Source organism: Metapseudomonas cellulosilytica, assembly GCF_049334135.1.
Taxonomy (GTDB): domain Bacteria; phylum Pseudomonadota; class Gammaproteobacteria; order Pseudomonadales; family Pseudomonadaceae; genus Metapseudomonas.
The window spans coordinates 65,162-78,325 of record NZ_JBHZGN010000002.1 but is presented as its reverse complement, the minus strand read 5'-3'; the positions used below and the strand labels follow the sequence as shown (position 1 = coordinate 78,325).

The following is a 13,164-nucleotide window of genomic DNA, read 5'->3' as shown; positions in this document are numbered from 1 at the left end:
ACTGGTGCGCACAAAAAAGCTAACGTTAGCACCAAGGATCGAATCCGCACATCACAAAGCGCCCTGATGGCCGGCGCGAACATTGGAGGAGACAAGCGATGACCAGGCGTCCAATCGACCCCAAGTTGCCTGAGGTTTTTGGTTTGGATCACGCCGCATACCGATGCCGGGATGCGCAGGAGACATGTGATTTTTACGAGGGGGTGCTTGGCTTCCCGCTTGAGGTTGCAATGATCAACTATCGGCACCCGACCACCGGCGAGGTGATGCGCTATTTGCACCTGTTTTTCGACATTGGGAGCAACGTGCCCGGAGAGCCGTCCTACTTGGCGTTCTTTGACGTTGCGGATGTTCCTGACGGATCCGTCTTCGACTTTAAGCGTCAGTGGGGCATGGACCTGCACTTCGCCATGAAGGTGAAGAATCTCGACGCCATTCACGAGTGGCGCGTACACCTCGAAGAGCGTGGCGTGGCGTGTGACGGCCCAGTGGATCACGGAGTATGCACATCCCTGTATTTCCACGACCCGAACGGTTACCGCTTAGAGTTCATTACCTACTCCGAGGAGAATGCCGAGGCGTGGGAGCTGCACAAGCGCGAAGCTTATGAGTCTTTGGAGGCCTGGAACAAAATTAAGTCCCAGCCGGCGGAAGCAGCATCCGGCAGAGGGGAACCACGTAATGGCTAACCAAGATCGTGAGGTGTCTTACGAGTGGGTGCATATTTCTTATGAGGAGCGTTCGCGTTTCGCTGAGACCTATGGCTATTCAGGGACACAGGGGAAGACCAATTTAGAGGGCATGCTCCTGCGTCCGAAGGGCTTGTCATCCAAGACCCTCATTATCTTGATGCACCCAAGCTCCACGCTGCATTTGTTACCTGTGCCGCAAGCCTTTGCGCGGTCAGGGATGCATGTTCTGTGCGCGGGTAGCCGCTATCCAAAGAACGACACCGCACTCATCATGGAGAAGGTCGTTCTCGATCTCGGTGCCTACATCCGCCATGCAAAGGAAGAGTGGGGTTACGAGACAATCATTCTTCTAGGTTGGAGTGGTGGCGGATCACTATCGCTGCTTTACCAATCGCAAGCCGAGACGCCAACGATCGTCGATACCCCAGCGGGCGACCCTGTTGATATTGCTGGGGCCAAGCTGATTCCCGCAGACGCAGTTGTGTTTCAGTCGGCTCACGCAGGCAGGGCCTTGCATCTTGCTGAGGTGATTGATCCATCCGTGCGTGATGAGGCCAACCCGGATGACCGCGATGTGGAGCTCGACATCTACGACCCCCGCAACCCGAACCAGCCGCCCTACACAGCCGAATATATCGCGCGTTACCGCGCGGCTCAGCGGGCGCGTATTCATAAAATCACTAGTTGGGTTAAGGACACGCTTGAGGATTTGAAAAGCCGTAGTACTGGTGAGCTCGAGCGTGGCTTTGTCGTGCACCGAACATGGGCTGACCTTCGATTCCTGGATCGGTCGCTGGACCCAAATGACCGTGAGCCCGGTGGCAAGCTTTTGGGTGACCCCGAAACCGTGAACTCTGGACCGATTGGTTTGGCGCGATTCTCGACGTTGCGCGCTTGGCTCTCGCAATGGTCTCCGGAGGATTCCCGCGCCAATGGTTTTGAATGTGCCGCCAGAATTAGCGCACCGCTTCTGGTGATCGAAGGTAGCGCGGATGATGGTGTTCCGCAGCCTGATTCCAGGCGGATTTTTGAGTCGGCCGCATCCGAGGACAAAGAGATGCACGTCATCAAGGGCGCGACGCACTACTACGCGAATCAGCCTGAGCAAATCGCCGAGGCGACAAGCCTTGTCCGAACCTGGTTAGAAGCACGTCAGTTGCTTTGAGCCAAGCTGAGCGCCTCGCGTCCTCACAAGTGCCCACCTATATCGTGCCGGGCATGCCCAGGGTGACGCAGGTGTTGCGAAAGCCGCATACACCCAAGCGGTTGGTCATTCTGGAGTGTTCGGGTATGTCGCGGTTTCGACATCCGCCAACGCCACTTGCCTAGGCGCGCTCCGTGATGGCGTCGCCAGCGAAATACTCAAAGCCGTACCCCTGTTCTGGAGTCAGAAATGGCAGAAGTAATAGATAAACCGCGCCAAACCAAGCTTGAAGATCGCTATGAGCTGCGTGAGGGGTTCGTCGCTCTGTCTGGCACGCAGGCTCTCACCCGTTTACCGCTTGAGCAGCGTTGGCGCGACCTTGACGCTGGCCTTAACACGGGGGGCTTTATCTCTGGCTATCGCGGTTCTCCCCTGGGCTCCTATGACATGGAGCTGCAGAGGATCAAGTCCAAGTTAACCATGCTAAACGTCGAGTTCCAGCCGGGGGTTAACGAGGACCTCGCCGCAACCGCGGTTTGGGGCACGCAATATGTGAACCTCTATCCAGGAGCCAAAGTTGATGGAGTCTTTGGCATTTGGTATGGCAAAAGTCCAGGAGTTGATCGCAGCGGCGACGCCTTTCAGCACGCCAACACCGCAGGCACAGCGCCCAACGGCGGAGTGATTGCACTGGTCGGCGATGACCACGCTGCCAAGTCTTCGTCCCGTTCGGCACAGTCTGACATGCAGCTGAAGGCCTGCGGTATGCCAATACTTTATCCGTCGAACACTCAGGAAATCCTCGATTACGGTTTGCACGGGATTGCGATGAGTCGATTTGCCGGTCTCTGGGTAGCGATAAAGCTGGTGACGGATGTGGTTGAGACGACCTCGACCGTCGAGGTTGGCCCGCATCGCGCACTTCCTGTGTTCCCTGACAAGCCGACAGTAGCGCCGAATGGTGTGCACATCCGCGCCAATGAGCCGCCTCTAGAAATGGAAGCGCGCCTTTACGAGCATCGAATCCCCGCTGCCATCGCCTATGCGCGCGCCAACAGGCTCAACCGGATAGTCCTTGCCCCACAAGTGCCGAAACTGGGCATCGTGTCCGCAGGAAAAAGCTGGACGGACATGCGCAGCGCCCTGTCCGACCTGGGCCTGACCGAGGAAGCTGCTGAGCAGCAAGGTATTCGCCTTTTGAAGTTGGGCATGACCTATCCCCTCGATCCGCAGATCATTGAAGAGTTCGTCAAAGACCTGGATCAAGTTCTGGTCGTCGAAGAAAAGCGCTCGTTTATCGAGGAGCAAATTCGCGCCATCTTACAAGCCAGCGGCGAGAATATAAGAGTTTGGGGGAAGGCCGATCCGGCTGGCATGCGCCAGACGCCCGAGGGAGTACCTTTACTACCAATATCGGGCGAGCTGTCACCCAAGATCGTCGCGCGCACCATCGCCGGACTTGCTGGTCTGAAAGCCCCGTCATCGAGCGACGAAGGGGCTGTACCGACCCTCGAAGTGCCGGGTCTCTTGCGCGCCCCGAACTTCTGCTCAGGCTGTCCGCATAACCGGTCCACCGTGGTACCCGATGGCAGCCGGACAATGGCCGGGATCGGCTGTCACGGCATGGCAATGTGGATCCGTCCCGAGACTACCGGCACCGTGACCCACATGGGTGCTGAAGGCATGTTCTGGGTGGGGCAATCACGTTTCACCAGTGAAAAGCATGTCTTTGTGAACCTTGGGGATGGCACCTTTTTCCACTCTGGCAGCATGGCGATCCGGCAGGCCGTTGCAGCCAAGGTGAGAGTGACCTACAAGCTGCTCTACAACGGCTACGTATCGATGACCGGTGGGCAGCATGTGGACGGAGATCTCACGGTCCCGCGCGCAATTGATTTGGTGCGCGCCGAGGGGGTGAGGCGGATCGCGCTCGTGACGGATGACGTGTCCCGCTACGAGGGTATTAGTCTGGGGCAAGGTGTCGATCTACGTCCGCGCAATGATCTGGATGCGGTGCAGCGCGAGCTTCGTGAATACGACGGGGTGTCGGTGCTGATCTATGACCAAGCCTGCGCGACTGAGCTGCGCCGCCAGCGCAAGCGCAACCCCAACATAGACGTGGCGAGGCGTGTATTGATCAACGCCGAAGTCTGCGAGGGCTGCGGTGACTGTGGCGTTAAATCCAATTGTATGTCGATTGAGCCATTCGAAACGGAACTGGGCCGCAAGCGCAAAATCAATCAGTCGAGCTGCAACAAGGACCTGACCTGCGTTGAGGGTTTCTGTCCCAGCTTCGTGACTGTGCGCGGTGGAAAGCTGAAACGCCAAGTGGGTGTCAGTGCGGAGGCATCTGACAAATGGGGCGATTTGCCAGAGCCGGATCTGCCCGATACCAAGGGCGGATATGGGGTTCTTGTTGCCGGGATCGGAGGCACGGGGATTGTGACCATCGGGGCGATCCTGAATATGGCTGCAACCCTTGAGGGGCGCGAGAGCAGTGTTCTTGACGTGACGGGCATCGCTCAAAAGTACGGGGCTGTGATGTCGCATCTGCGCTTCGCGCCATCAGGCGAGACGCTACGTAGCTCCCGGCTTGGTCTGGGCGAGGCAGATCTTATTATCGGATGCGATCTCATTGTTGCGTCCGGTGATGAGGCGGTCAGCAAGCTGGACGTCAGCCGCAGTTACGCCGTTGTCAATTCGGTTGTAACACCAACTTCGGACTTCCCTAAACGACCTGATTGGCAGGTCAATGTTGACGGGCTTATAGAGCGTCTACGAGTGATGACGGGAGAGAAGGTCCTTGCATTGGAGGCCAGCGAAATTGCGACAGGCCTTATGGGGGATGCCATTGCAGTAAACATGTTTATGTTGGGCTTCGCATGGCAGCAGGGGCGCGTCCCCGTCGGACTCAAGTCGCTTTACCGTGCAATAGAGCTCAACGGCGTGAAGGTCGATTTTAACATCCAGAGCTTTGAGTGGGGGCGCCGAATGGCCGTCGATCCCGAAGCTGTGCGAGGCGAGTTGGCGAATGAAACCAGGTCGGGCGTTGAACAGGTTGTACCTTCCCTTAAACCTAAGTCTGATCGCGTGGAAGACATCGTTGCAGAGCGTAGCCAACGCCTTATTGCTTATCAGGGTAAGGCTTTAGCCAAGCGATATGCGTACGTTGTGAGGCATGCGCAGGAAAAAGATGATGAGATCGGCGCAGAGGGTGCCTTGGCCGGAGCGGTTGCACGGTATTACTACAAGTTGCTTGCTCACAAGGACGAGTATGAGGTGGCGCGCATTTACTCCTCGACCGCATTCCGCGAAGAGATCGAAAGCAATTTCGAAGGTGACTACCGGGTGCACCTCAATCTTGGAGCGTGGCCTTTCTCAAAAATCGATCCCGTCACAGGAAATCGTCAAAAACGCGAAGTAGGCGATTGGATTTTTCCGGCAATGCGGGTTCTCAAATCTATGCGAGTAATACGCGGGACGCTAATTGATCCGTTCCGTAACAACGCGGAGAACAAATTCGCTCGTGAACTTCTCAGAAACTACGAGGACGATCTGGCTCTGATCCTTGAATGCGTCGGCAAGCAACTATGCGTGTCCGATGCCGTTGCCCTGGCTTCACTGCCTGAGAAAATTCGCGGCTACGGACATGTGCGCGTCGAGCATGCCGCGAAGGCTGCCAACGAACGCGCGGCGCTTCGCGCGGCGCTTCGCGAGGCACGCGTGTAAGGCCTGGCTAATTAGAGCACTGCCACGGTATGACGAGAGAAAGCGCCCGCGGGGAGTAATTAGTCGCTGCTGGGTGTTCTTTGATGAAGATGCCCAAGTTCTGGTGTTGGACAAACCAAAGCTTGGGTCTGCCTCCATGATCTGGCGGAGAAGCCGCAGGCCATCACACAATTGAGTGCGCGCGGGATTTCTGCACTCCTTATTTAGCAGGACGCACGCTAGGTACTTCGCATTGCTAATGCATATTTGTGTGCAGGAAAACGGCCAAGCCACTCCGCCAGGTAAGTTTTCTGAAATCGCCGTACCGCGTTTTGTCCAAAGTTGCTTGGTTTATGTTGCGAGCCTGATGCCGAAGCTATGGAGATGACCATCAGGTACGGCTTGCCAAACTACAAGGATACGAAGAGCCAATGACCATTTCACTTTTCGATGCACTGGTTCCTTCTTGGATACAGGTTTTGGGATCAGTAACCACGCTCTTAGACAAGGCCGAGAGTCATTGCGTGGCGCACAGCGTGGAACCCGAAGTGCTGATGAACGCCCGCCTGGCGCTTGATATGCGCCCGCTGAGTTATCAGATTAAAGCCACTGCGATCCATTCTATCGGGGCTATCAATGCGGCGCGTCAGGGAAAATTCACTCCTGACCAGTCGCAGTGGCCCGAAAGCTTCATCCTCATGAAGGAGCGCGTGGAATCGGTAATAGAAGAGTTGTGGGATCTGGACAAGGACGAGGTCAATGACCTCGCCGGCCAAAACCTACTGTTTGAAGCCGGAACCTTCCGAGCGGAGTTCTTGGCCGAAGAGTTCCTGCTCTCCTTCTCGTTGCCAAATTTTTATTTCCACGTCTCTACGGGCTACGGAATTCTGCGCGCCCAGGGGCTCGACATTGGCAAGACTGACTACCTGGGCAGGCTTCGTCATAAGTCCTGATGCCTGCTCGCCAAACCACCATCGCATGACGTAGACGGATGACACAATGAATTTTGACCTTTCGCCAGAACTTGAGCGCTTGCGTGACCGGACGCGGCGATTCATTGCCGAAAAAATCATTCCCTTCGAAAACGATCCTCGTCAAAGCGCGCACGGTCCAAGCGAAGAGTTGCGCCGTGATCTGGTCGCGCTAGCGCGGGCAGAAGGGCTTTTAACGCCGCATGCGTCCAAAGAGCTGGGTGGTCTTGGCCTCAGCCACATTGAAAAGGCGGTGGTGTTTGAAGAGGCAGGTTATTCATGGCTTGGACCAACGGCGATGAACATTCACGCACCGGATGAGGGCAACATTCACCTGATGGAGGCAGTTGCCACCGACGGGCAAAAGGATCGCTGGTTGCGCCCGCAAGTCGAGGGGCGCATTCGTTCCTGCTTTGCGATGACCGAGCCTGCGCCTGGCGCGGGTGCAGATCCCAGCATGCTTCGGACCAGCGCAGTGCGTGATGGTGACGATTTCATCATCAACGGTTTGAAGTGGCTGATCACCGGCGCGGATGGGGCCGACTACGTCATCATCATGGCGCGTACGGAAGACGGTGACGCCACAATGTTTCTGAGTGACATGGACGCTGACGGCATCACTCTCGAGCGCAGCATGGATGCAATGGATCGCTGTTTCACCGGTGGTCATGGCGTACTGCGGTTCGAAAACCTGCGCGTGCCCGCAACAAACGTCCTCGGCGAAGTTGGCAAGGGATTTCGCTATGCCCAAGTTCGTCTGGCCCCCGCGCGCTTAACCCATTGCATGCGCTGGCTCGGTCAGGCGCGCCGAGCGCATGAACTGGCGGTGGAATACGCAAGCCGCCGCGAAGCCTTTGGCAGGCAGCTCGGCAAACATGAAGGCGTCGGCTTCATGCTCGCCGACAATGATATGGACCTACAAACCGCCCGGCTTCACATCTGGCACACCGCCTGGATGATGGACCAAGGTCACCAATGCAATTTTGAATCCAGCCGGGCCAAGGTCGTCTGCTCCGAGGCAGAATGGCGCGTGGTGGATCGTGCGGTGCAAATTCTGGGCGGTCAGGGCATGACCGGTGAAACTGCCGCCATGCGCATCTTCACCGATATGCGTGCATTCCGAGTCTATGACGGGCCGAATGAAGTGCACCGCTGGAGCATGGCTCGCAAGATTATCAAGGCATTTGAGGATGCAACGGGGGCGACACAATGAGCGTATTTGGTCGCTTTTCCCTGCTAGGCAAACTCGCCATAGTAACGGGCGCATCGAGTGGTCTGGGCGAACATTTCGCTCGGCTTCTTGCAGCCCAGGGCGCGCGAGTGGTTGTCGCCGCACGTAGGGTGGATAAGCTCAAAGCATTAGTCGATGAAATCGTCAAAGATGGAGGCGAGGCCCGGGCGGTGGCACTGGATGTAACCGATCCGGCCAGCGTCAGTCAGTGCTTTGATGGGATTGCCGACTGGGGGGCGCCGAACGTTGTGGTGAACAGCGCGGGCGTCACTGTGACCGAGTCCGCTCTAAAACAAACGCCCGCGGACTATGACATGGTGATGGACACCAACCTCAAAGGGGCTTGGCTCGTCGCCACGGAGGCTGCGCGACGCATGGAGGCTGCCGGGCAAGGTGGCAGCATCGTCAATATCGCGTCGATTCTGGGTGAGCGAGTGGCGGGCGGCGTTGCGCCTTATGCGATTTCCAAGGCGGGCATGGTTCAGGCCACCAAGGCGCTGGCCTTAGAGCTCGCGCGGTATGACATTCGAGTCAATGCGCTCCTGCCCGGTTATGTGATCACCGCCCTCAATCGTGACTTCTTGCTTGGGGAAAAGGGCGACAAACTCCGCTCGCGTATTCCGAGCCGCCGTTTCGTGGAACTGGATGATCTGGATGGCCCGCTTTTGCTGCTTGCCAGTGATGCAGGTGCCTCGATGACGGGGGCGACGCTCGCGGTGGATGCAGGTCATTTGGTGAACACGCTATGATCAAGACTCTCGATATCCCCGCATTGCAGACCTACCTTTCGGAGCAGGGGCTCCCGTCTGATGGTTTGGTCGCCATTCCGCTCGCAGGCGGACAGTCCAATCCGACCTTCCGCCTTGAAACCAGAGACCGGCAATACGTCCTCCGCAAAAAACCCGAAGGCAAACTGTTGCCGGGGGCGCACGCCGTCGACCGCGAACATCGTGTTATGCACGCTCTTGCCGCGACGGACATTCCGGTGCCGGAGATGCTGGCCTTTTGTGAGGATGAAACTGTCCTTGGAACACCGTTTTACGTGATGGAGTTCCTTGCTGGACGGGTCATCACCGACCAGTCGTTGCCTGGTATGCACCCCGAGGATCGCGCAGCTATTTATAGCGAGATGAACCGCGTGATTGCGGGCCTTCACGCGGTGGATTTTCGCGCGGTTGGGCTTGAGAGTTTCGGCAAGGTTGGTAACTACATCGAACGGCAAGTCCGCCGTTGGTCGCGTCAGTGCAGCGAGGCTACCGTACCGATTACAGCGGACATGCGGCGACTCATGGAGTGGCTGCCGGGGCGAATCCCCACTAATGATGAAACAACATTGGTTCATGGTGATTTTCGCCTGGACAATCTGGTCCTGCATGCGACGGAGCCACGTGCGATTGGCGTGCTGGACTGGGAGCTATCCACCTTGGGAGACCCGCTGGCGGATTTTTCGTATCACTGCATGAGCTGGCACATTCCCGCCACACTTTGGCGCGGTATCGCTGGGCTGAACCTTGCCCAGCTGGGAATTCCTGAGGAACCCGACTACGTGCGCAACTACGTTTTGGCGACGGGCCGCCAGCATGCACTCGAGCACTGGGATTTCTATATGGCGTACAACTTGTTTCGGATGGCAGCAATCCTACATGGGATTGCCCAGCGCGCCGCGGATGGAACAGCTGCTGCAGAAGATGCCATCGAGACCGGGGCGAAAGCGGGTCCGCTTGCTGCGATCGGTTGGCAATGTGCATTGCGCTATGAAGCATCGCGCAAATAGTTAGCCCTTTTGGTTTGGTCGATGCATGGAGCATGCTCGCCCCAATCTCTCGTGTTTTTGCGTCGGCCAAACCTTTTTTTTGCAGCGTTTCAGAATGTCTTCGGGTTCATCCTCCGCGGAATGAAGTTCCGGGTCTCCAATGGGATTGCCCAACGTGCTGCGGATGGAACAACTACCGCGGAGGTTGCCATTGAGACCGGGGCAAAAGCTGGTCTAGTTGCCGCGATCGGTTAGCGACGTGCGTTGCGCTATGAAGCATCGCGCAAATAGTTTGCCTTTTGGGTTTGGTCGATGCATGAAGCATGTTTGCCACGACCTCTCATGTTTCTGCGTCGGCCAAACCCTCTTTTTTCGCAGCACCTCAAAATGTCTGCATTGCTGATCTTGGTCCTGCGAAGTGACCTGCCACCAAGCCGGCGTCTCGAAAAACCAAGCGAATCTCGCAAGTTCCCGCTTCGGTGGGGACTTTTCTTGCCCTCCGAAGAGGTCACCAATATCATCCCCTCAAGGCACCCGGTAGGTGCCGGCCGTCCACACAGGCAAAGCACACGCACTATCGTGACCGCACCACAATCGCCCATTTTTTGGGTTCCTCGTAGTGGACACTAGGCCCAGCCTTGGAGGCTGAGGATGCAACACACCCTCTCTTTCGCTGCGGTGCAGCAAGCTAAGCGTCACGCCAAAGCTCTCAAGAACACCTTCCCTAACCTGGCCCACACCCAGCGCCTGGACAAGGCCGCGGTGGAGTTGTTCGGCGTCCGTGACTACCACGAGCTGAACAAGCGCTACGAGCAGTTCATCAACCGGGACGTGGATACGCCTGGCGGCCCGAACAGCATCAGCCATTGCCGTTTCTGCGATTACCGCTTCGCGGCGGATGTGAAAGAAGATCAGAGGCTTCACCGTGAGCGCCATGAGCGCTTCCTGGCGGCGGTTGAAACGCTTGGGTACCGTCCCGGTAGCCACATGGAGCGCAAGCGCTTGAAGCAGGATGGGCACCACCAGGCCAGCCACAGCCAAGTGCTGGCAGATCAGGTTGCCGGCGTCCTGATGGTCACCCGTGGATGGTTCGATCGCTCGCTTAGCTCCGCAATCTCGGGGGGCTACTGGAAGAAGCATCCGAACTTTGACGCCTACGTGGCGATGATAGTCCCGCACCTTGAGACTATTTTTCAGCGTCAAGTGGCGGAGATCATTTCCCAGTACGGTCGCACCGACGGTGTAATCCCGAAAGATGATACTTACTGGTCGCCTCGGTAATCGGTGGCCCCGGTGCAATGGTGTTGCCATTGCACCGGGATATCACCGTTTGGCTAGCGCCTGCTCCATCGCCAGATCGCTGTAGCCAAACCAGTTCTGCATCAGATGCACGCGCCGGAGCGCCATCGGCGAGGAGAGGCGATAGCAATGGAATCGGGGGTTTCCTTAGGTAGCAATCAGGAGCATACGACGCTACCTACTAGACAAAGCGTGGATACTGGACGCCACATCTGCCTAGCAGCTGAAACTATCTAGCGCAAGACGGGCACGCGCAGCTAGGGCTGAATCGCCCCCAATTGCCCATCAGTTCAAGGAAAGCCCTAGATTAGGAATGAAATTTGCCTATAGCTTCACCGTAAAGCTCTAGTTGTGTCCTCAGGCCTGTGCATTATGAGCAACACCCTCCACGCCCAACCGTCCAGCGAGTACACGACGCACCTACACCGTGTACAAACTCACGACTCTTCTGAGCATGCTCAACACCTGAGCGGATGGCGGCTCGCCTACGACCAGCTGAGCCCTGGTCCATTTGTGGGCGAGCTGATCGAATTTCGCTTGGGAGAGGTGCAATTGGTGCGCGATCGCTCTAATCAGGCGATGAAAAAATCAGGCGCTGCCGTGGAGGGCAACATCGCGTTTTGTGTGAACTTGAAATACCAAGGCGACGTATATTGCTCTGGACATATGATCAGCGGACCCTCCTTGCTAGTAGCACATGGCGACAACATGCCGGAGTTGAAAGTACCGGAGATCGTCGACATCCTGCTCGTATCCATTCATCAGGATACTCTACGACATACCTTAGAGCGCCAAGGGAGCAGCTTTCAGCTTATTGATCATCCCATGTGTTACCAAATCGGCGATGCTTCAGCTTGGTACGAACTAAAAAATGTAATTGATGAGCTAGTAAACGCCAGGTTTGGTGGAGAGGCTCTTCAACATGCGTCGATTCGTGAAGACCTTCGCGCCGCAGTGACTTTACGCCTGCTCGACATCATGACTTGTGATGAGCCCCTATCGCTGAAACCCACAGCACGCAAGCGCATGGTAGATCGCGCCTGCGAGTACGCCATGAACCACCTGAACGAGCCCTTCACGATCCTTGATCTTTGCAACAGCATTGGTGCGAGCAGGCGGAAGTTGCAGTACTGCTTCCAGGAGGCGTTTGGGATCAATCCAGTTGCCTATCTACGCGCTCTGCGTCTCAACTCGGTACGGCGTGAACTGCGCGAGAAGACCTCTGCCAGCTCGATCCAAGACGTGGCTGCACGTTGGGGTTTCTGGCATATGGGCCGATTTTCCGTTGAGTACCGCGCGCTGTTCGGTGAAAGCCCAACGCACACGTTGCGCCGCTGAAACTGTGCTGAAATCGGATAGGAGCCTCTTCTGTAGAGCCATAGCATGTCCCTGCACCACTAATCTGGACGGGCACATGCGATGCATAACAATAAGATCACCGCGAACCTCTTGGCACTCACCGTCGGTCTCCTGACTGCCTCCATGGCGGCAGAAGCAACCGAAAATGGCAGGCCGACCACAACCTTTGGTGTCTATGACTTCGGCGCGGGCATCACGCCTCCACCATCGAAATACGGCACCTTGTCCCTGCGTACAGGCTACTACTCGGCGGACATCCTCAAAGACAGCCACGGCAACCGATCTAAGAACGATTTCTCGCTGGACTTGTGGAGCATATCCGCCGCCTACTTCCGGATGACAGAGCACCAGTTGTTCGGCGCTCGATACGGGTTTGGCGGTGTGCTGCCGTTCTTCAAGATGGATGCTGAATTGGACATTCAAACGCCAATCGGCACGCAGACGCTCAAAGCAGATCCCTTCCGAATGGCCGATGCAGTGTTCATCCCATTGATCTTGCAGTGGGACGTATCACCTAATCTGTTCGTCAACACCTCCTTTGCCATCACCGCACCGACCGGTGACTATGATAAGAACCGCCTAGTCTCCCCCGGTACAAATTACTGGACTTACTCGCCTGCGGCGAACTTCACCTATATCAGCAATACAGGCTTCGAGGTCTCCTCTAGCTTTCAGCTCGACTTCAATACCCGCAATCACGCCACCGACTACAAAAGTGGCGTCGAATACAAACATGAGTTTGCCGTGGGCCAACACGTTGGCCCTTGGACCGTTGGCTTAGGCGGGTTTTATTACCGTCAGCTGACCGATGACGATGCCCCTAACTTGGACACCGGCAACCGCTCGCAGGCAGTGGCCATAGGTCCAGCGTTGGCCTTTTTCAAACCGGGCAAGCCGGTGGTCAATATGCATCTCTACAAGGAATTCGATGCGCGCAACCGCACCGAAGGCTACACCTTCGCCTTGCGTGTCTCTCAGAGTTTCTAACCCCCCAAGGCTATCCCTAC

General features: G+C 56.7%; 10 protein-coding genes. All 10 read left to right on the top strand.

What is annotated here, in order from left to right; all coding sequences use genetic code 11:
* The first annotated feature begins 98 nt into the window (after nt 1-98).
* Nucleotides 99-689 (top strand): VOC family protein, encoded by a 591-nt coding sequence (locus ACFW0H_RS02505; RefSeq protein ID WP_422912323.1) that lies wholly within the window; start codon nt 99-101, stop codon nt 687-689.
* Nucleotides 682-1,857, top strand: a complete 1,176-nt coding sequence (locus tag ACFW0H_RS02500; RefSeq protein ID WP_422912322.1) for an alpha/beta hydrolase — start codon at nt 682-684, stop codon at nt 1,855-1,857. The genes ACFW0H_RS02505 and ACFW0H_RS02500 overlap by 8 nt, the downstream gene beginning before the upstream one ends.
* Nucleotides 1,858-2,085: 228 nt before the next feature.
* Nucleotides 2,086-5,565: an indolepyruvate ferredoxin oxidoreductase family protein gene (locus ACFW0H_RS02495; RefSeq protein ID WP_422912321.1), complete on the top strand. Its 3,480-nt coding sequence runs from the start codon at nt 2,086-2,088 to the stop codon at nt 5,563-5,565.
* A 410-nt stretch (nt 5,566-5,975) separates the two neighbouring features.
* The gene (locus ACFW0H_RS02490; RefSeq protein ID WP_422912320.1) at nt 5,976-6,497 is read left to right on the top strand and encodes a DUF1993 domain-containing protein; all 522 of its coding nucleotides are present in this window, start codon (nt 5,976-5,978) and stop codon (nt 6,495-6,497) included.
* Between the two features lie 46 nt (nt 6,498-6,543).
* The gene (locus ACFW0H_RS02485; protein WP_422912319.1) at nt 6,544-7,728 is read left to right on the top strand and encodes an acyl-CoA dehydrogenase family protein; all 1,185 of its coding nucleotides are present in this window, start codon (nt 6,544-6,546) and stop codon (nt 7,726-7,728) included.
* Entirely contained in the window at nt 7,725-8,495 is a 771-nt protein-coding gene (locus ACFW0H_RS02480; protein ID WP_422912318.1) for an SDR family NAD(P)-dependent oxidoreductase, read from the top strand. Before ACFW0H_RS02485 ends, ACFW0H_RS02480 begins: the two co-directional genes overlap by 4 nt.
* Nucleotides 8,492-9,520, top strand: coding sequence for a phosphotransferase (locus ACFW0H_RS02475; protein ID WP_422912317.1), 1,029 nt, complete (start codon nt 8,492-8,494; stop codon nt 9,518-9,520). The genes ACFW0H_RS02480 and ACFW0H_RS02475 overlap by 4 nt, the downstream gene beginning before the upstream one ends.
* Nucleotides 9,521-10,150: 630 nt before the next feature.
* The gene (locus ACFW0H_RS02470) at nt 10,151-10,780 is read left to right on the top strand and encodes a hypothetical protein (protein ID WP_422912316.1); all 630 of its coding nucleotides are present in this window, start codon (nt 10,151-10,153) and stop codon (nt 10,778-10,780) included.
* 390 nt (nt 10,781-11,170) lie between these two features.
* Nucleotides 11,171-12,136 carry a helix-turn-helix domain-containing protein gene (locus ACFW0H_RS02465; protein WP_422912315.1) on the top strand — a complete coding sequence of 322 codons (966 nt, stop codon included), beginning with the start codon at nt 11,171-11,173 and terminating at the stop codon, nt 12,134-12,136.
* Between the two features lie 81 nt (nt 12,137-12,217).
* Entirely contained in the window at nt 12,218-13,144 is a 927-nt protein-coding gene (locus ACFW0H_RS02460) for a SphA family protein (protein ID WP_422912314.1), read from the top strand.
* Nucleotides 13,145-13,164 lie beyond the last annotated feature (20 nt).

Excerpts from the sequence above, each read along its gene's own strand:
- ACFW0H_RS02505 (WP_422912323.1), top strand. The coding sequence starts at position 99 with ATGACCAGGCGTCCAATCGACCCCAAGTTGCCTGAGGTTTTTGGTTTG.
- ACFW0H_RS02485 (WP_422912319.1), top strand. The coding sequence starts at position 6,544 with ATGAATTTTGACCTTTCGCCAGAACTTGAGCGCTTGCGTGACCGGACG.
- ACFW0H_RS02500 (WP_422912322.1), top strand. The coding sequence starts at position 682 with ATGGCTAACCAAGATCGTGAGGTGTCTTACGAGTGGGTGCATATTTCT.
- ACFW0H_RS02490 (WP_422912320.1), top strand. The coding sequence starts at position 5,976 with ATGACCATTTCACTTTTCGATGCACTGGTTCCTTCTTGGATACAGGTT.
- ACFW0H_RS02465 (WP_422912315.1), top strand. The coding sequence starts at position 11,171 with ATGAGCAACACCCTCCACGCCCAACCGTCCAGCGAGTACACGACGCAC.
- ACFW0H_RS02470 (WP_422912316.1), top strand. The coding sequence starts at position 10,151 with ATGCAACACACCCTCTCTTTCGCTGCGGTGCAGCAAGCTAAGCGTCAC.
- ACFW0H_RS02480 (WP_422912318.1), top strand. The coding sequence starts at position 7,725 with ATGAGCGTATTTGGTCGCTTTTCCCTGCTAGGCAAACTCGCCATAGTA.
- ACFW0H_RS02460 (WP_422912314.1), top strand. The coding sequence starts at position 12,218 with ATGCATAACAATAAGATCACCGCGAACCTCTTGGCACTCACCGTCGGT.
- ACFW0H_RS02475 (WP_422912317.1), top strand. The coding sequence starts at position 8,492 with ATGATCAAGACTCTCGATATCCCCGCATTGCAGACCTACCTTTCGGAG.
- ACFW0H_RS02495 (WP_422912321.1), top strand. The coding sequence starts at position 2,086 with ATGGCAGAAGTAATAGATAAACCGCGCCAAACCAAGCTTGAAGATCGC.